At 73.7% G+C, this 21,852-nt stretch carries 23 protein-coding genes; 13 read left to right on the top strand and 10 right to left on the bottom strand.

Translation table 11 applies throughout. The features are described from left to right. The first annotated feature begins 116 nt into the window (after positions 1-116). The 3 genes from AC0VX0_RS10855 to AC0VX0_RS10845 all read left to right on the top strand — a co-directional run bounded on the left by AC0VX0_RS10855 (position 117) and on the right by AC0VX0_RS10845 (position 2,307). A complete protein-coding gene (locus AC0VX0_RS10855; RefSeq protein ID WP_336637562.1) occupies positions 117-1,124 on the top strand; it encodes an IS481 family transposase in 1,008 nt (335 codons plus the stop codon). Positions 1,125-1,133: 9 nt separating this feature from the next. Further along, positions 1,134-1,715: a hypothetical protein gene (locus AC0VX0_RS10850; RefSeq protein ID WP_010079963.1), complete on the top strand. Its 582-nt coding sequence runs from the start codon at positions 1,134-1,136 to the stop codon at positions 1,713-1,715. A 190-nt stretch (positions 1,716-1,905) separates the two neighbouring features. Then, on the top strand, positions 1,906-2,307 hold the full coding sequence (locus AC0VX0_RS10845) for a hypothetical protein (RefSeq protein ID WP_049144854.1): 402 nt from the start codon (positions 1,906-1,908) through the stop codon (positions 2,305-2,307). A gap of 10 nt (positions 2,308-2,317) precedes the next feature. On the opposite strand, the gene AC0VX0_RS10840 is transcribed toward AC0VX0_RS10845, so the two are convergent. Together AC0VX0_RS10840 and AC0VX0_RS10835 are read right to left on the bottom strand one after the other, a co-directional pair. Further along, entirely contained in the window at positions 2,318-3,304 is a 987-nt protein-coding gene (locus AC0VX0_RS10840) for an L-lactate dehydrogenase (RefSeq protein WP_135039765.1), read from the bottom strand. A gap of 96 nt (positions 3,305-3,400) precedes the next feature. Then, positions 3,401-4,192, bottom strand: a complete 792-nt coding sequence (locus AC0VX0_RS10835) for a CGNR zinc finger domain-containing protein (RefSeq protein ID WP_135039766.1) — start codon at positions 4,190-4,192, stop codon at positions 3,401-3,403. 167 nt (positions 4,193-4,359) lie between these two features. Between AC0VX0_RS10835 and AC0VX0_RS10830 the strand changes: the two genes are divergently transcribed. After that, positions 4,360-6,015 carry a thiamine pyrophosphate-dependent enzyme gene (locus AC0VX0_RS10830; RefSeq protein ID WP_377636541.1) on the top strand — a complete coding sequence of 552 codons (1,656 nt, stop codon included), beginning with the start codon at positions 4,360-4,362 and terminating at the stop codon, positions 6,013-6,015. 37 nt (positions 6,016-6,052) lie between these two features. Here AC0VX0_RS10830 and AC0VX0_RS10825 read toward each other — a convergent pair whose 3' ends face one another. Next, positions 6,053-6,613, bottom strand: a complete 561-nt coding sequence (locus AC0VX0_RS10825) for a GNAT family N-acetyltransferase (protein WP_100058499.1) — start codon at positions 6,611-6,613, stop codon at positions 6,053-6,055. A gap of 267 nt (positions 6,614-6,880) precedes the next feature. Between AC0VX0_RS10825 and AC0VX0_RS10820 the strand changes: the two genes are divergently transcribed. The 4 genes from AC0VX0_RS10820 to adhP all read left to right on the top strand — a co-directional run bounded on the left by AC0VX0_RS10820 (position 6,881) and on the right by adhP (position 11,466). Further along, a complete protein-coding gene (locus tag AC0VX0_RS10820) occupies positions 6,881-7,312 on the top strand; it encodes a DUF779 domain-containing protein (RefSeq protein WP_377636543.1) in 432 nt (143 codons plus the stop codon). After that, positions 7,309-8,736: a helix-turn-helix domain-containing protein gene (locus tag AC0VX0_RS10815; protein WP_095353840.1), complete on the top strand. Its 1,428-nt coding sequence runs from the start codon at positions 7,309-7,311 to the stop codon at positions 8,734-8,736. Before AC0VX0_RS10820 ends, AC0VX0_RS10815 begins: the two co-directional genes overlap by 4 nt. 122 nt (positions 8,737-8,858) lie before the next feature. After that, entirely contained in the window at positions 8,859-10,382 is a 1,524-nt protein-coding gene (gene exaC, locus AC0VX0_RS10810) for an acetaldehyde dehydrogenase ExaC (RefSeq protein ID WP_355504765.1), read from the top strand. Positions 10,383-10,434: 52 nt separating this feature from the next. After that, a complete protein-coding gene (gene adhP / locus AC0VX0_RS10805; RefSeq protein ID WP_002856791.1) occupies positions 10,435-11,466 on the top strand; it encodes an alcohol dehydrogenase AdhP in 1,032 nt (343 codons plus the stop codon). 154 nt (positions 11,467-11,620) lie between these two features. Here the strand turns inward: adhP and AC0VX0_RS10800 are convergent, their stop codons facing one another. Next, a complete protein-coding gene (locus AC0VX0_RS10800) occupies positions 11,621-12,526 on the bottom strand; it encodes an alpha/beta hydrolase family protein (protein ID WP_002856792.1) in 906 nt (301 codons plus the stop codon). 48 nt (positions 12,527-12,574) lie between these two features. On the opposite strand from AC0VX0_RS10800, the gene AC0VX0_RS10795 reads away from it, so the two are divergent. Then, on the top strand, positions 12,575-13,015 hold the full coding sequence (locus AC0VX0_RS10795) for a hotdog fold thioesterase (RefSeq protein WP_036316750.1): 441 nt from the start codon (positions 12,575-12,577) through the stop codon (positions 13,013-13,015). Continuing rightward, on the top strand, positions 13,012-13,329 hold the full coding sequence (locus tag AC0VX0_RS10790; protein ID WP_044658543.1) for a putative quinol monooxygenase: 318 nt from the start codon (positions 13,012-13,014) through the stop codon (positions 13,327-13,329). The genes AC0VX0_RS10795 and AC0VX0_RS10790 overlap by 4 nt, the downstream gene beginning before the upstream one ends. Before the next feature lie 147 nt (positions 13,330-13,476). Here AC0VX0_RS10790 and AC0VX0_RS10785 read toward each other — a convergent pair whose 3' ends face one another. Next, positions 13,477-14,031, bottom strand: coding sequence for an SRPBCC family protein (locus AC0VX0_RS10785; protein ID WP_036339559.1), 555 nt, complete (start codon positions 14,029-14,031; stop codon positions 13,477-13,479). A gap of 110 nt (positions 14,032-14,141) precedes the next feature. On the opposite strand from AC0VX0_RS10785, the gene AC0VX0_RS10780 reads away from it, so the two are divergent. Then, a complete protein-coding gene (locus AC0VX0_RS10780) occupies positions 14,142-14,555 on the top strand; it encodes a DUF4259 domain-containing protein (protein ID WP_036384294.1) in 414 nt (137 codons plus the stop codon). Between the two features lie 49 nt (positions 14,556-14,604). On the opposite strand, the gene AC0VX0_RS10775 is transcribed toward AC0VX0_RS10780, so the two are convergent. Genes AC0VX0_RS10775 through AC0VX0_RS10760 form a run of 4 tightly spaced genes read right to left on the bottom strand, consistent with a single transcriptional unit; the run spans position 14,605 to position 18,531 of the window. Continuing rightward, entirely contained in the window at positions 14,605-17,082 is a 2,478-nt protein-coding gene (locus AC0VX0_RS10775; RefSeq protein ID WP_069941383.1) for a heavy metal translocating P-type ATPase, read from the bottom strand. Between the two features lie 3 nt (positions 17,083-17,085). After that, a complete protein-coding gene (locus AC0VX0_RS10770; RefSeq protein ID WP_069941384.1) occupies positions 17,086-17,304 on the bottom strand; it encodes a heavy-metal-associated domain-containing protein in 219 nt (72 codons plus the stop codon). A gap of 41 nt (positions 17,305-17,345) precedes the next feature. Continuing rightward, positions 17,346-17,726, bottom strand: a complete 381-nt coding sequence (locus AC0VX0_RS10765) for a metal-sensitive transcriptional regulator (RefSeq protein WP_002856860.1) — start codon at positions 17,724-17,726, stop codon at positions 17,346-17,348. A gap of 10 nt (positions 17,727-17,736) precedes the next feature. Then, the gene (locus tag AC0VX0_RS10760; protein ID WP_036316741.1) at positions 17,737-18,531 is read right to left on the bottom strand and encodes an arsenate-mycothiol transferase ArsC; all 795 of its coding nucleotides are present in this window, start codon (positions 18,529-18,531) and stop codon (positions 17,737-17,739) included. A gap of 198 nt (positions 18,532-18,729) precedes the next feature. Between AC0VX0_RS10760 and AC0VX0_RS10755 the strand changes: the two genes are divergently transcribed. Beyond that, positions 18,730-19,974 (top strand): isochorismate synthase, encoded by a 1,245-nt coding sequence (locus tag AC0VX0_RS10755; RefSeq protein WP_129867022.1) that lies wholly within the window; start codon positions 18,730-18,732, stop codon positions 19,972-19,974. A 339-nt stretch (positions 19,975-20,313) separates the two neighbouring features. On the opposite strand, the gene AC0VX0_RS10750 is transcribed toward AC0VX0_RS10755, so the two are convergent. Further along, the gene (locus tag AC0VX0_RS10750) at positions 20,314-20,586 is read right to left on the bottom strand and encodes a three-helix bundle dimerization domain-containing protein (RefSeq protein ID WP_081091283.1); all 273 of its coding nucleotides are present in this window, start codon (positions 20,584-20,586) and stop codon (positions 20,314-20,316) included. 345 nt (positions 20,587-20,931) lie between these two features. Between AC0VX0_RS10750 and AC0VX0_RS10745 the strand changes: the two genes are divergently transcribed. Then, positions 20,932-21,804: an oxygenase MpaB family protein gene (locus tag AC0VX0_RS10745; protein WP_355504772.1), complete on the top strand. Its 873-nt coding sequence runs from the start codon at positions 20,932-20,934 to the stop codon at positions 21,802-21,804. Positions 21,805-21,852: the final 48 nt, after the last annotated feature.

Below are 21,852 nucleotides of genomic sequence, written 5' to 3'. Positions count from 1 at the left end.
TAGATGTTGTGGGTCATGAGGTTCTTGCCACGAGGCGCCGGCTGAGATGAGACGAGTGGGCCTCTCCCGCAGGATGGAAGTTCCTACACCACCGACCTGCCCGAGAAGACCCACTCATGACTCACGCTAACGCACCCCTGACCCCCACCGGCCGACTCAGGATGGTCCACCGCCACCTGCACGACGGGATCCCGCAGGCACACGTGGCCGCCGAGTTCCGGGTGAGCCGGCCCACGGTGGCCACCTGGGTGGCCCGCTACCGCGCCCAGGGAGAAGCCGGCCTTCAGGACCTGCCCAGCCGGCCGCACCGTTCACCTGCCCAGCTCGATCCGGTCCTGGTCGCCCAGATCCACGCCCTGCGGCGGGAGCGCAAGTGGTCCGCACGGCGCATCCATCACCACCTCGTCTCCGAGGGCCACCGGGTGTGTCTTCGTACCGTGGGACGGTGGCTGCACCGACTCGGGATCTCCCGCCTACGGGACCTGACCCCGGCCGGAGAAGACCTGCGCCAACGACCCCAGAAGATCACCGCGAGAGGGCCGGGGCACATGGTGCACCTGGATGTGAAGAAGATCGGGAAGATCCCAGACGGGGGCGGTTGGCGCACCCACGGACGTGACAGTGAAGCAGGCCGTGCTTCCAAGCGCGGGCCTGGCCGGCGGGTCGGCTACACCTACCTGCACTCGGCGATCGACGGGTTCACCCGGCTGGCCTACACCGAGGCGTTGGAGGACGAGCGGACGGTGACCACGATCGGGTTCTTCTGCCGGGCGAGGGCGTTCTTCGCCGCCCACGGCATCACCGTGGACCGGGTGATCACGGACAACGGGAACAACTATCGGGCTGCGGACTTCACCGCGAAGGTGGTCTCGCTCGGGGGCCGGCATCACCGGATCCGGCCCTACACCCCGCGCCATAACGGGAAGGTGGAGAGGTACAACCGGCTGATGGTGGACGAGGTCATCTACGCCCGCCCGTACTCCTCAGAGCAGGCTCGGCGTGAGGCCCTGGCGGTGTGGGTGAACCACTACAACTACCATCGGCCTCATACCTCCTGCGGAGACGCTCCTCCGGCCTCACTGGCACCGACCCGAGTCAACAACGTCATGCCCTCCTACACCTAGACTGGGGCGGTGGCTACCGTGCAGACCCCCCTCGAGATCTCGTCCGTGGTGTTCAAGCCGATCCTGATCCGCGCCGTGGTGGCGCTGGCGTTCGGTCTGACCACCGTGTTCGTCGCCGAGCCGGGCCTGACGTGGATGAAGGTCATGTTCGCGCTGTACCTGGCGTTCTCCGGTTCGGCGATGTGGGAGTACCTGCGCCGCGACCCGGTGCCCGTGGCCATGCGCTCCCCGCTGTCCCTGGCGGCGGCCGCGTGGATGCTCGGCGTGATCGTGCTGCTGTTCCTGGGGTCCCCGGCGGCGGTGGGCGTGGCGGCCGGCGCCGCCCTCGTGCTCGGCGGCGTCGCCGAGCTCGTGGCGTGGGCCCGCCACCGCCGCGAGTTCATCCCCGCGCGGGACCAGCTGTGGACCGGACTCGTGGGCCTGCTCTCCGGGGGCGGCGTGGTCGTAGCCGCCCTGCAGGGCTTCGGCCCGCACGCCCTGCTCGGCATCGCCGGCGGCGGGGCGATCCTGATCGGCGTGCTCCTGATGGTCTCCGGGCTCGGCTTCCACCACGAGGTGCGCCGGGACCGGGGCACGGCCAGGGGCCTCTGAACCGGGCCAACGTCGTCGTCCTGACCCGCGGGGCGGACGTTCGCCGGGGGAGGACCTCGGGGCCCCGAGGGGCCACCCGTCGGCCGGACGCGTAGACTGGCTCCGGTCCGCCGCGCCCCGAGGGCCTCAGCCCCGGGCGCCTGCGCGGGCCGTGTCGCCCCAGCCGCCCCCAGCCGTCAGGAGTCCCGCCGTGAGCGCACCGTCCCCCCGCCCGTCCGCCGATCGCGCCGGATCCGGCCGCCCGGCACGCGGCGGTCTGCGCACCACGGTCAAGGGCCCGCTCGTCTTCTCCGCCGTGCTCGGCCTGATCGGCGGGGTGATCGCCGGCATCACCGCCTCCGGCGGCACCCAGAATCCACTGCGCGTCGACATCGCGCTGATCGCCTTCGGCGTCTTCTTCATGACCTCGCTCGTGGTGGTGGCCATGCTGCAGCTCGCCGCGCGCGAGAACCCGGACCACCTCTCCCAGGGCTCCGGTGTGAACCGCTCCTCCGAGGAGATGTTCCGCAAGGCCGCCGCCGACCGCCGCGCCCAGGCCGCCGCCGAGCGCCGCGAGCAGGGCGGCACCGGAGGCGACGCCCCCCGCGCCTGAGCCCGGCGCCTCAGAACCCGAGGCTGCGTGCCTCCCGCCGCAGCGCGTCCGCCGAGGCGTGCAGCGCCCGCATCTCCGCGTCGTCCAGCTCGGGCTGGATCACGCGGGTGACGCCGTCGCGCCCCACCACGGACGGCATGGACAGGGCGACGTCCGAGAGCCCGTGGACGCCGTCGAGCACGGTGGAGACCGGCAGAATGGCGTGCTGGTCGCGCAGGATCGCCTCGAGCAGGCGGGTCGTGGCCACGCCGACCGCGTACGTGGTGGCGCCCTTGCCCTGGATCACCTCGTACGCGGCGTGCACCACGGTGTCCGCCACCTCGTCCAGGTCGGCGCGGGTGAACAGCGGGTCGACCGGCGTCGGCCACTCCAGGATGGGCGTCGGGCCGATGCGCGCCGAGCTCCACGCGGGGAACTCCGTGTCCCCGTGCTCGCCGAGGATGGCCGCGTGCACCGACGACGGGTGGACCTGCGCCCGCGACGCCAGCAGCCACCGCAGGCGGGACGTGTCCAGGAGGGTGCCCGAGCCGATCACCCGGCCGGCAGGCAGACCGGTGAGGCGCTGGGCCACCAGCGTGAGGACGTCCACGGGATTGGTGACGAGCACGATCAGCGCCTCCGGCGCGTGCGCCTGCACCTGGGGCAGCAGGCCGCGCAGGATCTCCACGTTGTGCGCGCCGAGGTCGAGGCGGGTCTGCCCCGGCTTCTGCTTGGCGCCGGCCGTGATCACCACGACCTCGCAGCCGGCCAGGACGTCCGGGTCCGCGCCGCCGGTCATCGCCGACGCGGAGGTGAACGGGGTGCCGTGGGCCAGGTCGAGGACCTCGGCGCGGACCTTGGGCTCGTCGATGTCGTACAGGGCGACCTCGCGGGCGACGCCGCGGATCAGCGCCGCATAGCAGATCGCCGTGCCGACGCCGCCGGCCCCCACCACGCCGACCTTGCGGTGGGCGGGTCCGAGGGACGCGGGGGAGTGGACGGGGGTGTTCTCGCTCATGCCTCGCAGGCTAGGGGTGCCCGGCCGGCCGACGGAACCAGAGGCCGCCCCGTCCCCCGATGTTCAGCGCCGGGTCACCTGGCGGGCCGGGCCGGGTCAGTCCTTCTTCTTGTCCGACTTCTTCTTGCCGGACTTCTTCTCGGCCTTCTTGCGGGCCTTCTTCTCCGCCTTCTTCTCCGCCTTCTTCTCCGCCTTCTTGCGCTCCTTCTTCTCCTTCTCGGTCTCCTGGCGGGGCTCGTCGCCCCCGGCGGCCTCGGAGTCCACGACGGCCTCCGGCGCCTTCGCCTCCTCCGGCCCGGCCGGATCCGCCGCGGGCGTGGCCTCCGCCGCCTCGGCCAGGCGTGCCCGGTAGGAGCGCACGTGGGTGCGGTTGGCGCAGTTGGCCTCGTCGCAGAACCGCTTGGACCGGTTCCGGCTGGCGTCCACGAGCGCGTTCTCGCAGTCCTCGCCCTCGCACACGCGCAGGCGGGTCAGCTCGCCGTCCATCGCGGTCTCCGCCAGCGCGAGGGCGGCCATCGCGGCCAGCCGCTCCACCGCGTCGGCGGGGACCTGCGCCGGGGCCAGCCCGACGACGTCGCCCCCGGCCGTCAGCCGCAGCGGCCCGGCCGCGGCGAGGAGGGCGTTCACGCGCTCCACGGCGGTCGCCTCGTCCCCGGCGGCGAGGGCCCAGACCTCGGCCAGACGGCCGCGGAGCTCGCGGCCGCGCACGGCCGCGGCGGCGGCCAGGCGGAGGCGGACCTCGTCCTCCTGGAGTTCAGGGACGAGGGAGGGCAGCTGCGTGGCGGCGGTGAACCGCTCGTCCGCCGGCTGACCGCCCCGCAGTCCGGGGGCGGTGTTCAGGAACGCGGCCAGGGAGGCGAGGCGGGAGAGCGTCGGCGCGGAGAGCATGGGGAAAGCGTACGGCGGGCCCGCCCTCCCGTCACCGGCTTCACGCCGCGTATCGGGTCGCCTCCGGCGCCGCCCCGTCCAGTACCCTGACCCCCACGGACCCCGTCTGCGCGGCGGGGTGCACCCACGGGGCCGGAGGGGCCCCCGAACCAGCACAGGAGACCTCCATGTCCCAGACCTCCCAGGCGACCGGTCGCCTCTCCGCCGGGCACGTCATCGTCAAGACCCTCGAGTCCCACGGCGTGAAGCGCGTCTACTCCGTGCCGGGCGAGTCCTACCTGGACGTCCTGGACGGCCTGCACGACTCGGACATCGAGAACGTGGTGTGCCGCCACGAGGGCGGCGCCACGTACATGGCCGAGGCCGACGGCAAGATGAACGAGGTCCCCGGCGTCGCCATGGTGACGCGCGGCCCGGGCGCCGCGAACGCCCACGTCGGCCTGCACACCGCGTGGCAGGACTCGACGGCGCTCGTGCTGTTCGTCGGCCTGATCCCGTTCGAGCACCGCGACCGCGAGGCCTTCCAGGAGTTCGACCCGCACGCCTGGTTCGGCACCGGTGCGAAGCGCGTGATGGTCCTGGACCACCCGGAGCGCGCCTCCGAGATCGTGGCCGAGGCCATGTTCGCCGCGAGCTCGGGCCGGCCCGGGCCCGTCGTCGTCGGCCTGCCGGAGGATGTGATCCGCCAGGAGATCGACGCGCACCTGCACCCGCAGATCCCCGTGGCCCCGGGCGGCATGACCGTGGAGGACTGGAAGTCCCTGCACGCCGCCCTCAAGGAGTCCAACAAGCCGCTGTTCATCACCGGTGGCAACGACTGGACGGACGAGGGTGCGCAGACCCTGACGACGTGGCTCGAGGAGCACAAGATCCCCGCCGCCGCCGAGTGGCGCTGCGAGGGCACCGTGCCGTTCTCCTCGCCGTCCTACGTGGGCCCGATCGGCTACGGCCGCCCGAAGCCGACCTACGACATGCTCGAGGAGACCGACCTCATCGTGTTCGTCGGCACCGTGCCCGGCGACGTCGTGACCAACGGCTTCACCATCCGCCAGAACTGGGACAAGAAGAACTTCCTGGTCACCATCGACCCGTCCCTGCGCGGCCGCTCCGGCCCCGTGTCCCACCAGATCGTGGCCAAGCCGGACGTGTTCATCCGCGACCTCGTCCGCATGGAGCTCGAGGTCAAGCCGGAGTGGGAGGAGTGGACCTCCCGCATGCGCGGCGAGCAGGAGAAGTTCGCCACCCTGCCCCGGGCCGAGCCGTCCGAGGGCCAGGCGAAGATGGCCACCCTCATGGCCAACCTGGTGCCGAAGCTGCCGAAGGACTCGATGATCTCCCTCGGCGCGGGCGAGCACACCAACTGGGCGCACCGGTACTTCCCGACCGAGGGCTACCGCGCCATGATCTCGGCCCGCAACGGCTCCATGGGCTACTCGGTGCCGGGTGCCGTGGCCGCGTCCCTGAACTTCCCGGACCGCACCGTGGTGACCATCGCCGGCGACGGCGAGTTCCTCATGAACGGCCAGGAGCTGGCGACCGCCGCGCAGTACGACGCGAAGCCCCTCGTGATCGTCATGGACAACCAGGAGTACGGCACCATCCGCACCCATCAGGAGCGCGAGTACCCCGAGCGCGTCTCCGGCACCCAGCTGAAGAACCCCGACTTCGCCGCCATGGCCCAGGCGTTCGGCGGCTTCGGGGTGCGCGTGGAGCAGGACGCGGACGTGCCGGCGGCCGTGGACGCGGCGCTCAAGGCGGTCCAGGAGGAGGGCCGGTTCGCGCTCATCCACCTGATCGTGGAGCAGCGCGTCAAGGCCTACTGAGGCCGGCGGCGCGGCGCGGTCGTCGCCGTTCCTCCGGTCAGGCCGCCGTCGTGGGGACGTCGAAGCGCAGCTGCGGGACGGGGAAGGGTGCACCGTCGAGGTCCGTCTCGACCCGGTCCCGCAGCACGCCCCCGCACGCGCGGATCGTGGCCACGGAGGCGGTGTTCGTCTCGTCGCACGTGAGCAGGGTGGTGGACACTCCGCGTGCGGCCAGCAGCATCAGGGCGCCGCGCAGCAGGCGCACGGCGTGCCCCCGCCGCCGGAACGCGGGCCGCACCGCGTAGCCCACGTGCCCGTTGACGTGCCGCAGCGCCTCGTTCAGCTCCCACCGCACGGACACCCGGCCCACCAGCTCGCCGTTCTCGTCCACGCCCACGTAGAAGGAGGCGGGCACGCGGCCGGGCTCGACGTCGCCGCGCGCCTCGGCGGCGAACGCGCGGCGGATCGCGGGGAAGGAGCGGGTGCCGGCCATCAGGAAGTCGAACCCCTCCCGATGCAGTTCGGCGTCCGCCTCGCGCGCCGCGATCTCGTCCGCGGCGCGCAGCGGGCGCAGCAGGAGGCGGTCCACGGTGACGGTGGGGCTGGGGTCCGGGAGCATGTGCCGAGTGTAGGGGGGGTGGACTCCGGGCGCGGCCGCGTGAGCCACCCGCCGCCCCCGCCCTCGTGCTTTCCCCACCCCCGCGCCGTGAGCCAGACGTTTCGGTCGTGATCAGCCCCTGATTGCGGCTGAAACGTCTGGCTCGCGGCACATCCCTCGGTGCACCCTCCGGGCTGCCGCGCCCCCATCACGCCGACCGGGGTGACGTGGATCACGTTCGGGGCTAGGGTGTGGGGACCGACGATCGCCCATCCCCAGGAGGTCGCGATGACCGTGCCGTCCTCGTCGGCGGAGCATGCGCTCGACGCTCGCCCCGAGCTGCCGGGCGAGACCCTGTCCCGCGTCGCCATGACGTCCGCGGCGCTCGAGCTGATCCGCCGACTCCTCCCGATCCATGGCCCGCTCATGTTCCACCAGTCCGGCGGCTGCTGCGACGGGTCCGCGCCCATGTGCTATCCCGCCGGCGACTTCACGACCGGCGCCGCCGACGTCCTGCTGGGCACCTTCGCGCTGCCGGCCGAGGGGGACCAGGCCGCCGTGGAGATCCCGTTCTGGATGTCCGCCGCCCAGTTCGAATACTGGAAGCACACCCACCTCACCCTGGACGTGGTGGACGGGCGCGGCTCCGGCTTCTCCGTCGAGGCCCCCGAGGGCAAGCGGTTCCTGATCCGCTCGCGGTTGATGGCAGGCTCGGGATGAGCTCGACCCTCGCCACCGGCGCCTACCGACGCGCCGTGGACCGGGCCCACGAGTCCCTCGCCGCGGTCCGCCTGTCGCTCGCGCCGTCGTCGCCCACCGCTCCGGCCGGCGCAGACCAGGGCCTGCGCGCCGCCCTGCAGGGGCTGCGGCGAGAGGTCCGTGAGTCCTGGCTGCGCTCCCTCGGCGCCCTCACCCCCGCGGTACCCGGCCAGACCGACCCGGCCACCCTCTCCGACGACGACCTCGCCGCCGCCCGCCGAGACCAGCGCCTCGCCGTGGCCCTGCCGGTGGTCCGACGCATGCTCATCCACCCCGCGGCCGAGGCCGGGATGCTCGCCGCGATCGGCAACGCGCGCGGCCACCTGCTGTGGGTCGAGGGCGACCGGACCGCGGTGCGCCACGCCGAGACCATGGGCTTCGTGGCCGGCGCCGACTGGTCCGAGGCGTCCATGGGCACCTCCGCCCCCGGCATCGTCCTCGCGACCGGCGCCCCCACGCAGGTCAGCCGCGGCGAGCACCTGAGCCCGCGCGTGCACCCGTGGAGCTGTTCGGCCGTCCCGCTCACGGACCCGGCCACCGGGCGGCTCGTCGGGGTCCTGGACCTCACGGGCGGCGAGGACGCCGTCAGCCACCTCGCCCTGCCGCTGCTCCAGGCCACCGTGGACGCCGTGCACGCCGCCTGGCGGGACCTGCCCGCCCCGTCCCGGGGCCGTCCCCGCGGCACCGTCCCGACGCCGGGCCCCTCGGCTCCGCCGTCCGCCTCGCCGGGGCCGAGCCCCGCCGGCGCGCCGCACCGCCACGACGAGGCCGCGGGCCTGCTGCGCGTCACCGGCCACCTGCCGCCCACGCTGGACGGGGTCGAGCTCACCGGCCGGCACGCCGAGATCCTCACCCTCCTCGCGTGGCACGGCCCGGGCCTGACCGGCGCCGAGCTCGAGGTCGCGCTGTATCCGGAGGAGACGGCCGGGCCCCGGTCCGCGCCGGGCGACGCCCCCGCCCGCGCCATCTCGCTGCGCGCCGAGGTGCATCGACTCCGCCGGGCGCTGCGGGACGTGGGGGCGCCGGTGGAGCTGCTGTCCCGGCCGTACCGGCTCGTGGGGGAGGTGCACGCGGACCTGCTGTGCGCGCGGGAGGCGCTGCGCGCCGGGGATCTGGACCGTGCGCTGCACGCGGCGGTTGGGCCGGTGCTGCCGCGGTCGGCGTCCCCCGGTGTCGCCTCGATCCGCGCGGAGCTGGGGGAGGCGCTGCGCGAGGCCGTCGCCCAGGACGCAGATGTCGACCAGCTCTGGGCTTACCTGGGCCGCCCCGAGGCCCGCGACGACGTCGAGCTCTGGGGCGCCGCCCTGCGTCTGCTGCCGACGGACTCGCCGCGGCGCGCGCTCGCCGTGGCCACGCTCGAGCGGATCGAGCGGGACCTGGCCTGAGCCGGCCCGCCCCTCACCCGCGCCCGGCTGCAACCTTCGTGCAACCTCCCTGTGACTAGGGTCACAGCCACGGCAGGGCGCCACCCGGCGCCGAGGCAACCGCAGGCAAAGGAGCCAGCACCATGACCGTCTACGCATTCCCGGGCACCGAGGGAGCCAAGGTCGAGTTCAAGTCCCGCTACGAGCACTTCATCGGCGGAGAGTGGACACCCCCGGTCAAGGGCCAGTACTTCGAGAACGTCACGCCCGTGACGGGCAAGGTGTTCTGCGAGGTCGCCCGCGGCACGGCCGAGGACATCGACGCCGCCCTCGACGCCGCCTGGAAGGCCGCCCCGGCCTGGGGCGCCACCTCGCCGGCCGAGCGGGCGCTCGTGCTGCACCGCATCGCGGACCGCATGGAGGAGAACCTCGAGATGCTGGCGGTCGCGGAGACGTGGGACAACGGCAAGGCCGTCCGGGAGACCCTCAACGCGGACGTCCCGCTGGCCATCGACCACTTCCGGTACTTCGCCGGCGCGATCCGCGCGCAGGAGGGCCGCCTGTCCCAGGTGGATGAGGACACCGTCGCCTACCACTTCCACGAGCCGCTCGGCGTGGTCGGCCAGATCATCCCGTGGAACTTCCCGCTGCTGATGGGGGTGTGGAAGCTGGCGCCCGCGCTGGCCGCGGGCAACGCCGTCGTGATCAAGCCCGCCGAGCAGACCCCGGCCTCGATCATGGTGTTCATCGAGCTGATCGCGGACCTGCTGCCGGCCGGCGTCGTCAACGTGGTCAACGGCTTCGGCCTCGAGGCCGGCAAGCCGCTCGCGCAGTCGCCGCGCATCCGCAAGATCGCGTTCACGGGCGAGACGACGACGGGCCGGCTGATCATGCAGTACGCCTCGGAGAACATCATCCCGGTGACCCTGGAGCTGGGCGGCAAGTCGCCCAACGTCTTCTTCGAGGACGTCATGGCGAACGACGACGCCTACTGGGACAAGGCACAGGAGGGCTTCACCCTGTTCGCGCTGAACCAGGGTGAGGTCTGCACGTGCCCGTCGCGTGCGCTCGTGCAGGAGTCGATCGCGGAGAAGTTCCTCGACGCCGTCGTGGAGCGGACCTCGCGCATCGTGACCGGCAACCCGCTGGACACGGACGTGATGATGGGCGCCCAGGCCTCCAACGACCAGCTCGAGAAGATCACCTCCTACCTGGACATCGGCCGTCAGGAGGGCGCCGAGGTGCTGATCGGCGGCGCCCGCGCCGAGATGGAGGGCGAGCTGGCCGGCGGCTACTACGTGCAGCCCACGATCTTCCGCGGGGACAACTCGATGCGCATCTTCCAGGAGGAGATCTTCGGGCCGGTGGTCTCGACGACCACGTTCACCGACTTCGACGACGCCATGCGGATCGCCAACGACACGCTCTACGGGCTCGGCGCCGGCGTGTGGTCCCGGAACGGCAACATCGCCTACCGCGCGGGCCGGGCGATCCAGGCCGGCCGCGTGTGGGTGAACAACTACCACGCCTACCCGGCCCACGCCGCGTTCGGCGGGTACAAGTCCTCCGGCATCGGCCGTGAGAACCACCTGATGATGCTCGACCACTACCAGCAGACCAAGAACCTGCTCGTCTCCTACTCCGAGGACAAGCTCGGGTTCTTCTGAGCCGACGCCGGCACTGCACGCCCCCTCCCCACTCCACGAAAGGTGATCCCCCATGACCACGATGAAGGCAGCCGTCGTCACCCAGTTCGGCACAGAGGCCGACGTCCAGGAAGTCGAGCGTCCGACGCCCGGCCAGCACCAAGCGCTCGTGAAGCTCATCTCCTCGGGCGTCTGTCACACCGACCTGCACGCGATGGAGGGCGACTGGCCGGTGAAGCCGACCCCGCCGTTCATCCCGGGCCACGAGGGTGTGGGCATCGTCGAGGAGGTCGGACCCGACGTCGAGAACCTCAAGGTCGGGGACATGGTCGGCAACGCGTGGCTGTGGGGCGCGTGCGGCCACTGCCAGTACTGCCGTACCGGGTGGGAGACCCTGTGCGAGGAGCAGATCAACGGCGGCTACTCCATGAACGGATCCTTCGGTGAGTACATGCTCGTGGACGCCCGCTACGCCCCCGTGATCCCCGAGGGCGCGGACCCGATGGAGGTCGGCCCGGTCCTGTGCGCCGGCGTCACGGTGTACAAGGGGCTGAAGCAGACCGAGGTGCGTCCCGGGCAGTGGGTCGTGATCTCCGGCATCGGCGGCCTGGGGCACATCGCGGTGCAGTACGCCGTGGCGATGGGCATGCGCGTGGTGGCCGTGGACGTCGCGGACGACAAGCTGGCGCTCGCCTCCCGGCACGGCGCGGAGCTGACCGTGAACGCGAACGTCGCGGACCCCTCCGTGGAGATCCAGGAGAAGATCGGCGGGGCCCACGGCGTGCTCGTCACGGCCGTGCACCCGCAGGCGTTCGGCCAGGCCATCGCGATGACCCGCCGCGGCGGCACCATCGTGTTCAACGGCCTGCCCCCGGGCGACTTCCCCGCGCCGATCTTCGACATCGTCCTCAAGGGCCTGACCATCCGCGGCTCGATCGTGGGCACCCGGCAGGACATGGTCGAGGCACTCGAGTTCTACGCGGCCGGGAAGATCCACCCGACGTTCCACACCCGTCCGCTCACCGAGATCAACGACGTGTTCGACGAGATGCGCCACGGCAAGATCGAGGGCCGCGTCGTGATCGACTACGCGATGCAGGACTGACGTGTCGCCTGGGCGTCGTCTGGGCGCGGGGTAGTATCGACACATCACGCGCACCAGTGCGACGGCGGTCGTCCCACCCGGAGATCCGGGCCGGGGCGGCCGCCGTCGTCGTCGCGGGGACGGGGCGGGCCGCAGCGCGCCCGACGCCCGAGCCTCAGCGGGCCGCGTCCGGGGCGACCCCGTCGCGCAGCCACTCCAGCGTGGCCGGCCAGAAGGTCGGCGCGAACCGCGCGTGGAACAGGCCGAAGTGCCCGATCTCCGCGACACCGAGCTCCTCCGGCCGCACCCGCCAGCGCACCGTCCGCCGACCCGGCGAGTAGGCGTCCACGCGGTCGAGGGCGGCGTCGGTGCCGAAGTCGTCGTCGACAGGCGCCACGATCAGCGCGTCCGCCGTGAACGCGGCCAGACGACGGCGCAGCTCGTCCCGGCCGGCGGCGGTGCGGGCGCTCGCGGTGAAGTCGCGGCGACTGCGCGCCCAGTCCAGGGCGACCCCGCGCGGAAGGTCCTCGAGCCAGCCGAGCCGCCGCCCCGGGAAGTGACCGCGGGCCAGCGTGATCGCCGGCATCACCGCGTGCCAGCGCGCCCACATCCGCGCCCTCCCCGGCCGCGCCCGGTAGTCCCGCCAGTAGGCGTGCTGCCCGCCCACGGCCACGTGCCGGGCCACGTGACGCGCCTCGTCCGCGAGCCCGATGCCGAACCCGCCGTAGCTGTGGCCCACCGTCAGGAGGGGGCCGGGCAGGTGCGTCCGGGCCCAGCCGAGCACGGCGTCCGCGTCGAGGGCGCCCCAGTCCGCCCACCGCGCCCGCCGGGCCACGGCGAACGGCTCGCGGGACTCCCCGACACCCCGGTAGTCGAACGTGACCGCGTGGAACCCGTGGCCGGCGAGGAACTCGGCGTAGCGCCGGTAGTACGTGGTCTTCACCCCGGTCGCCGAGGCGATCACCACCGCGCCGGCGGGCCGGGCCGGGGGCGTCGTCGTCGTGGGGACGAAGTGGTGGGCCGCGAGCTCGAAGCCGTCGCGGGCGCGGAGGCGCACGGGGGTGGAGGTGGTCTGCGTCACGCCGCCACCCTAGGCGCGGGGCGGCGCGACCTGCGACACAATGGGCCCATGACTGAGACCCCCCAGAGCTCGTCCGGCCAGAGCCGGGACGAGATCCTCGCCCGCCTCGAGGAGATCTACGCGAACGACCCCGCGGTGCGCGAGCACGGCGTCACCCTCGGCGAGGTGGCCGAGGGCCGCGTGGTGCTGCACCGCGACGTCACCGCGGACATGGTGAACTCCCACGAGATCTGCCACGGCGGCTTCCTGTTCCACCTCGCGGACTCGGCGCTGGCGTACTGCGTGGCGACCTTCGGCGCCGCCCCCGTCACCCGGCGCGCCGAGATCACCTACGTGGCGCCCGCCAGGCTCGGCGCGCACCTCGTGGCGACCGCCCGCCAGTCGGTGGAGTTCGGTCGCGACCGCATGATCGAGGTCGGCATCGAGGCGGACGGCCAGCTCGCAGCCTGGTTCACCGGCCACTCCACGAGCCCGCGGGTGCACGCGTGAGCGCCGGGCAGGGCGCGACGACGGCCGGTCCGGTCATCGAGTCGGTGGAGCTGCACGTGGCGGCGGGGGCGGAGGCGGCGTTCGAGGCCGCCGTCGCCGAGGCCGAGCCGCTGTTCCGGGACGGGGGCGCGACGTCCTTCGCGCTGTCCCGGCAGGTGGAGGACCCGGCGCGCTACCGGCTGCTGATCGGCTGGCGCACGCTCGAGGACCACACCGTGGCCTTCCTCGAGTCCGACTCGTTCCTCGCGTGGCGTGCGCTCGTCACCCCGCACCTGGCGCAGCTGCCGGCCGCGACCCACTGGTCCGCCGTCTGACCCCCGCACCCCCCCGCTTTCGTTCGGGAAACGGCGGTCGTCAGCGCGTTTTCGTTCGGGAAACGGCGCGAGGGCTGACCTTTTCCCGCACGAAAGTGCGCCGACACGCCGCCGTTTCCCGAACGAAAGTGCGGAGACGCGGTCGGTTCAGAGGTGGCGGCCCGCCAGCCGCGTGAGGCTCGACTGGATGCCCCGCCCGTTGTCCGCCGGCACGCGCAGCAGCTCGTACGCGCGGCGCACGGCCGGCCGGGCCCACGAGTAGTCGAAGGTCTCGGTGACCTCGGTGGTGCCGTCCCCGTTGTCCTGGAACGCCCAGCGCCACCGGTGTCCGCCCGGGTGGGCCCACTCCACGAGCTCGTCCTCGTCCACGGCGGTGGCGGTCAGCGTCATCGTGTACGGCACCCCGTACTTCCGCATGGCCACGCGGAACCGGTCGCCCACGGCCAGCCGGTGCGGCCCGCTCACCTTCGGCCGCACGGTCCCGGACCCGTCCGCCTCGTGATGGCGGTGCGGGTCCGCGAGCATCGCCCACAGCTCGTGCGCCGGCGCGGCCACGGTGGCCCGGTAGGACACCTGGTGCTCGCCGGTCTCCACGCGCTCGGGCCACGCCGCCTGCGGGGCGGCCTGCGGCAGTCCGGACGACGACGGCGCGGCGGACTCGGTCTCGGGGGTGGCGGACGAGGGGGTCGGCTCGGTGCTCATGTCGCCCAGTCTAGGAACTGCCGCGGACACCGGAAGCGGAGGCGACGGCACCCCTCGGCGGGACACCACAGCACTCTTGCCGGGGCCCACCCCGGGCCTAGGGTCAGGTCATGGGCGCATGGGGCAGAAACGTCTTCCAGAACGACACGGCGCTGGACATCGTGGACGAGGTCCTCGACGGTACCTTCGACCTCGACGAGTTCCGCAGGAACTTCCGTCGCGACGAGGACGAGGGCCACCTGACCGCGAGCCAGGGCGCCGCACTCCTCACCCTCGGGGCGCTCGTGCGGATCGCCCGGAACGAGGACCACGCGGACCTCGAGGCCCTGCTCGAGCACGCGGAGACGGACGAGGTGGACCTCACCGCCTTCATCGATCAGTTCTCGGACGAGGACGTCGAGACCCTGCGCGAGCTGATCGGCGTGGTCATCCGCGAGCCCTCCTGCTCCGAGCTCTACCAGCTCTGGGAGGAGTCCGGCGAGCTCGAGCAGTGGCTCGAGTACTCCCGCGAATGCCTGCCCTGACCGGCCGGCCGGTCCGGGGTGGACCCGGCCCGGCCAGCCCCGCCCCGGCTCAGCGCGCGTAGCGGGTGAGCCGCAGCGAGTTCAGCACCACGAGCACGCTCGAGGCCGCCATCGCGCCGCCGGCGATCATCGGGTTGAGCAGGCCCAGGGCCGCGACCGGGATGCCGAGCACGTTGTAGGCGAACGCCCAGAACAGGTTCATCCGGATGATCCCCAGCGTGCGGCGGCTCAGGTCGAGCGCCTGGACCACCTGGTGCAGGTCGTCGCCCATCACGGTGATCTGCGCGGCCTCGCGGGCCACGTCCGTGCCGGAGCCCATCGCGATGCCCATGTCCGCGGCAGCCAGGGCCGGGGCGTCGTTGACGCCGTCGCCGACCATGGCCACCACGTGACCCTCGGACTGGAGCCGGCGGACCACGTCCACCTTGTCCTCGGGGCGCACGCCGGCCACCACGTCCTCGGCCGGGATCCCGACGGCGGCCGCCACCTGGGTGGCGACGGCGGCGTTGTCCCCGGTCACCAGCAGCGGGCGCAGGCCGAGCTCCTTGAGCCGGGCGATGGCGTCCGCCGAGGTCTCCTTCACGGTGTCCCGCACGGACAGGACGCCCGCCACGCGGCCGCCGACCGCGACCCACACGGCCGTGGCGCCGGCCTGCTCCGCCGCCTCGAACGCGGCACGGTGCTCGGCGGGGATGCCGCCGTCGAGGGCGGTCTCGAGGACGGAGCCGCGGCCGACGGCCACGCGGACCGGATCCGGGCCGGCGGCGCCGTGCGCGCCGGAGCCGAGGGCACCGTCGTCGTGGGGGAGGGCCACCAGCCCGGACACGCCGCCGCCGGCCGTGGAGGCGAAGTCCGCCACGCCGGGCACGGTCAGGCCGCGCTCCTCGGCGCCGGCCACGATCGCGCGGGCGATCGGGTGCTCGGACCCGCGCTCGACGGCGGCCGCCAGGGTCAGCAGGACGTCGGCGGCCTGGTCCGGCGCCGTTTCGTCAACGAAAGCGCTCCGGGAGGCGCCCGTTTCGGCCACGAAAGCGGGGTCGAGGACGAGCACGTCCGCCAGCGCCATGCGGCCCTCGGTCACGGTGCCGGTCTTGTCCAGCACGATCGTGTCCACGGTGCGCGAGTCCTCGAGCACCTCGGGGCCGCGGATGAGGATGCCCAGCTGCGCGGCGCGGCCGGTGCCGGCCAGCAGGCCGACCGGGGTCGCCAGGCCGAGGGCGCACGGGCACGCGATCACGAGCACGGCCACGCCGGCGCGCAGCGCGGACGGCAGGTCGCCGGTCACGATCAACCACACCGCGAAGGTCAGCACGGCGATCCCGAGCACGATCGGCACGAACACGGCGGAGATGCGGTCGGCCAACCGGGCCACGCGCGCCTTGCCGGTCTGCGCCTCGGAGACGAGCCGCCCCATCTGGGCGAGCGTCGTGTCCGAGCCGACGCGCGTCGCGCGGGCCACGAGCCGGCCCGAGGTGTTCAGGGTGGCGCCGGTGAGGGCGTCCCCGGGGCCGACCTCCACGGGCACGGACTCGCCGGTGAGCAGGGAAGCGTCCACGGCCGAGGTGCCCTCGAGCACCTCGGCGTCCGTGGGCACCTTCTCGCCGGGGCGGATCAGCACGACGTCGCCCGGCGCGAGGGACTCGGCGGGCACCGTGCGCTCGGCGTGGGTCTCGGGGTCGTAGAGGGTGGCCTGGGCCGCGCCCAGGTCCAGGAGGGCGCGCAGCGCGGCGCCGGCCTCACGCTTGGCGCGGGCCTCGAGCCAGCGGCCCAGCAGCAGGAACGTGGTGATGACCGCGGCCGTCTCGAAGTACAGGCTGTGGTGGGCCATCTCCGCCATGGTCCCGCCCACGTGGGCGGTCATGTCCGGCGCCAGGATCAGCTCCACGGCCGAGTACACGAAGGAGACGAGCACGCCCACGGACACGAGGGTGTCCATCGTGGACGAGCCGTGCCGGGCCGCGCGGAACGCCGCCGAGTGGAACGGCCACGCCGCCCACAGCGCCACGGGCGCCGCCAGGGCGAACGCGACCCAGCCCCAGTGCGGGAACTGCAGCGCCGGGACCATGGAGATCAACACGAGCGGCACCGTCAGCACCGCCGCGCCGATCAGGCGCGGCTTCAGCACGTCCTCGCCCGGACCGTGGGCCATGTGGTCGTGGTGGTCCACGCCGTCATGGTCCGCGGCGTGGCCCTCGCCGTGGTCGGAGGTGTGCGCGTGCCCGGCGTGTCCCGCGTGTCCCGCGTGCCCGGCCTGGCCGGCCGGCGGGGCGGGACGGCGCACCGTGGCGCCGTACCCGGCCTTCTCGACGGCGGCCACGAGCTCCTCGTCCGACACGCCGGCGGGCGCGGTGACGGTGGCCTGTTCGAGCGGCAGGTTCACGGACGCCGTGACGCCCTCGAGCTTGCCCAGCTTGCGCTCGACGCGACCCACGCACGAGGCGCAGGTCATGCCGGTGACGTCCAGGTCGACGCGGCGGGTGGTCTCGGTTTGCGGGCCGGCCGGGGTGGAGGAGGCGGGGTGGGTCATGGGTCAGGCCCCCACCAGCGTGTAGCCGGCCTCCTCGACGGCGGCGCGCGCGGCGGCGGGGTCGAGGGGGCCCTCGGAGGTGACGGTGGCGGTGGAGACGCCCCCGGCGTTCAGGTCCACGTCCACGGCGGAGACGCCGGCGATCTCGCCGAGCTCCTCCTGGACGGAGGCGACGCAGTGGCCGCAGGTCATGCCGGTGATCTTCAGGTCGGTGGTGGTCATCTCGTGCTCCTCGTGCGGTGGTGGGTGGGCGACGGCGCCGGTCAGCGCAGCAGGCGGCCGAGGGCGGCCGTCGCCTCGGCGACCTTCTCGTCGATGAGCTCGGTGCGGCCTTCCGCCTCGGCCTGCACCGCGGCCTCCGCCACGCAGTGACGCAGGTGCTCCGAGGTGAGGTTCAGGCTGAGGGACTGCAGCGCCTTCGTGACGGCGGCGACCTGCGTGAGGACGTCGATGCAGTACACGTCCTCGTCCACCATGCGGTGGAGGCCGCGCACCTGCCCCTCGATGCGGCGCAGTCGAGCGAGGTGCTTCGCCTTGTCCCGGTGCACCTCGTGCGGGGGCCGGTGGCCGTCGCAGGCGTCCGCCGCGGCGGACGGAAGGGGCGAGGCGGCGGCGGGCGCCGTCGTCGTGCTGTCCGTGCTCATACCCCCTGTTCTATACCCCAGGGGGGTATAGGTCAAGGGGTCGGCCGACGCGGGTGCCCTCCTCCGGCAGCGGGGTGGCGGCTTCGCCCAGATCGGCGATCAGGCCGCGGACCTCCAGGTCCAGGGCGTCGCGCACGCCGCGCACCTGCTCGAGGCTCATGCCGCGGATCGACGGCACGGACCACTTCTGCACCTGCGCGCCCTCGGGGATCTCGAACGGATCCGCGCCGTCGAAGAGCACCACGATCTCGGCGGCCCGGAGCACGTCCGGGTCCAGGCCCTTGGTGTACGTGTGGTGCAGCGGGATGCCGATCTCGTTCATCGCCTCGAACGCGGTGGAGATGACCTCGCCGGCGGGCTCCGTGCCGGCCGAGCGGGCCCTGACCTCGCCGTGGGTGCGGTTCTCGAGCAGGGCCGCGGCCATCTGCGAGCGGCCGGCGTTGCCGTGGCAGACGAACAGCACACGCGGGTGGCGGGACTCGATGCTGCCCTGGTTGATCGCCCTGGCGCGCAGGCGCGAGGCGGCATGCTGCACCGAGATGGTCGGCAGCATCTCCGGGTGGCGGCTCGTCTCGGCGAGCTCGGCGTAGGAGTCGAACAGGAGCTGACGCACCGTCGCCTCGTCGGCCACGCCGGGGAAGCGCGCCATCAGCGGCCCGACCTCGCGCTCGAGCACGTGCGCGGCCATCCCGTGCGGCACGGGGTCCACCGCGGCGGGGATGTCCGGCGCGGCCGTCGTGTCCAGCGGCATGTCGTCCACCGCCGGTGCGTGATCGGCGTGGGGGTCCGGGGGGATGGGTGCCATGATGCGAGTCCTCCGGGGAAGGCGGTCGGCTGAACGCGAGGTGAACGGGTGCCCCCACCCTGCGACGTCGGGTGTGCCGGCGCAAGCCTTGACGGGATCCCACCGCGCCCGACGACGCCGCTCGCCGCCGTCGTCGGGGCGGCGGCCGAGGCCCGGGCCCGGAGCGGGGGTCCGCCGAGGTGGGAGAGAATGGGGGCCATGTCTGTCCGCTCCCTGCTCCCGGACCTCGGCGCCCCCGCGACCGGGGCCCCCGAGGCCGCCGTCCCCCCGTTCGCCCGGGCGGTGCTGTGGGCGCACGGGGACGACGCGTGGCGGGGCGAGGGCGGCTGGACCGTGCTCCTGGACGGCACCGACCGGCTCCACCGGCTCTCCGCGCTGTGGCAGGCCGCCGTCGCCGGACGACCGGACCCGACGGCCCCGCTGCGGGGCTGGATCTCCTCGACCTTCGCCGATGACTCGCCCGAGCCCGCGGTCCTGCGGATCCCCGCGGATCTGCGCCGCGCCACGCCGTCCGGCGTGCGAGACGTGGCCCAGCACGTGGACGCGGACGCGCTCGCAGCCGCCGTCGCCGCGGACGGTGCAGCCCGGTTGCTGGCCGACGGCGCGGCGCCCCTGCCCGCCGACGTCGCCGACCGTGCCTGGGACGACGCCGGCTACGCGGCCGGGGTGCGCGAGCTGCTGACGCGGATGGCCGACTCGGGCGGGGAGCTGGCGAAGGTCGTGATCAGCCGCACGATGACCGTCCCCGCGGACGACGCCGACCTGTGGCGGGCGATCGGGGCGCTGCGCCGCGAGTACCCACAGACCTGGGTGTTCGCCGTCGGCGGGCTGCTGGGCGCTACGCCCGAGGTCCTCGCCACGCGGCACGCGGGGCTCGTGGGCTCGCGGGTGCTGGCGGGGTCCATGCCGCGCGGCGCGGACGAGGAGGAGGACGCCGCGCTGCGGGAGCGGCTGGCCTCTGATCCGCGGTTGGCGGAGGAGCATCGCTGGGCGGCGCGGTCGGTGCTGGACGCGCTGGCGCCCGTCGTCGACCTCGCCGATGACGACCCCGCGCCCACCGTCCTGACCCTGCCGAACGTGCACCACCTGGCCACGTCCGTGCGCGGCCGGCTGCGGGATGGGCGGGGGACCGTGCTGGACGTGGTGGCCGCGCTGCATCCGACGGCGGCCGTCGGCGGGACCCCCACGCCGGACGCGGTGAGGGTGATCGCGGAGGTCGAGCCCGTGGACCGCGGCCGCTATGCGGGCCCGGTCGGGTGGCTCGACCAGGACGGCGACGGCGAGATCGCCCTGGCGCTGCGCTGCGGCCAGCAGGTGCCCGGCGGGGTGCGGCTGCAGGCCGGGGGCGGGATGGTCCCGGGAGCGGTGCCCGAGGAGGAGGTCACGGAGATCCGGGCCAAGTTCCTGCCGATGCGCCGAGCGCTGGGCGTCGCCGAGGACTGAGGCCTCCCGTGCCGCGCCGTGCCGGCCCCGCCACCCGCGCTTTCGTTCGGGAAATGCCGGCGTGTCGCGGTGCTTTCGTTCGGGAAACGGCGCCGCACGCCGGATTCGCGTGGGCGGCGATGGAACGGCGCCCAGGAGCGGAGGTGCCGGATGGCCTCATCAGCAAGGAGCAGTAACGCCGTTTCCCGAACGAAAGCGTCCTGGGGCCCGCCGTTTCCCGAACGAAAGCGTCCTGGGGCCCGCCGTTTCCCGAACGAAAGCGTCCGGGGAGGCGAGAAGACCCGCCGGCCACGGCCCCTCGCGGGGCGGGCCGACGGGTCGTCGCGTCGGTATGGGGGATCAGGCGGCGACGGCCATGGCCTCGTGGGCCGGCGTCGCGGCCTGGAGGCGGCGGGTGGCCTCGCGCTCGGCGAGGGCCGGCAGGAAGGTGGTGATGCGGGCGCCGCGCTTGAGGTCGGCGACGACCTCGCGGACGACCGAGCGGACGGTCTCGGCGGTGACGGTGCCCTCGAAGCGGCGGAGGAGGGTCTCCTCGACGCGCTGGAGCACGTGGCGCTGCATGAGGGGGCTCGGGGTGGCGGGCAGGTGGTGGCTGGTCGTGTTGATGCTCACGGTGAGCACCTCCTTCGGTTGCCGGACCATGAGTCCGGCGGATCGTCGCGGCGGGGCCGCGGGTGATGGGTTCGGTGGAGTCCCAACCTCGCGTTCCGTAAACGCTAGGTGAACTGCTTGTGAACAAGTTTACAGATTTCCTCCCGGAGTGCAACTCCGTGTTCACCAACGTGACCTGTGACACCCTGTTGCGCCCGCCTGTATGCCGCGAAATCGGCGCCATCACGCTACTTTCGTGTCGAGGCGCCACGAGCGGCAGGCGAACAGCAAGATGAACAGAAGGTGAACGGCACCGTTCATCTCGGCCCCCTGCCCCTCCGCCCGGCCCGGTGCGAGGCTGGGACCATGCGCCCCGACTGCCACTCCGCCCCGACCTCCGCGGCCGCCCTCGCCCGCGAGGCCGTGATCCTCGCCGGTGCCGGTGCGGCGATCCTGCTCCAGGTGGCGCACCGGCCGGTGGGGGCCGGCGTCGCCGTCCACTCCCGGTTCACCGAGGACCCGATGCGCCGGCTCCGCCACACGCTCGCCTACATCTACGCGGTCACCCTCCCCGAGGCCGCGCCGGCGCGCGACGCGGTCGTCGACCGGGTGCGGGCGGCGCACCGCCCGGTCCGCGGGGTCGACGCCGAAGGCCAGCCCTACGACGCCGCCGACCCGGACGCCCAGCTCTGGGTGGCCGCCACCCTCTACGCGATGGGGGAGCAGGTGCGCCGCCGGATGTGGGGCGCCCTCGACGCCGAGGACGCCGACCGCCTCTACCGCGGGTACGCCCCGCTCGCCACGAGCCTCGGGGTCCCCGCCTCCGCCTGGCCGGTCGACCGCGCGGCGTTCGCGGACTACTGGGACGACCGGGTGGCCCGGCTCGAGGTCACGGACGACGCGCGGCGGGTCGCCGCCGACCTGTTCTCCGGCCATGGCGTCCCCGCGCCGCTGCGAGCGGCTATGCCCCTGGCCCGGTTCGTCACCGCCGGTCTCCTCCCGGGGCGCGTGCGCGCCGGCCTCGGCTGGTCCTGGAGCGGGCGGGACTCCGTCCGGGAGGCACGCCTCTGGGGGCTGGCGCGCACCGTGTACCGGCCGCTGCCGGCGACGGTGCGCGGCGTCGTCGTGGGCTGGGCCCTGCGCGGGCTGTCCCGGATGCCGGAGCCGCGCGGCGCCGTCGTCGCGGAGGCGACCCGCCGCGATGTCCGCCCCGTCTGGGAGAATGGTGCCGATGTCTGACTACCAGCCCCGCCGCCCCGGATCGAAGCCCACCCCGAACCGCCAGAG

Source organism: Micrococcus sp. iso_26 (assembly GCF_056172975.1).
This window is presented reverse-complemented; position numbering and strand designations above follow the sequence as displayed.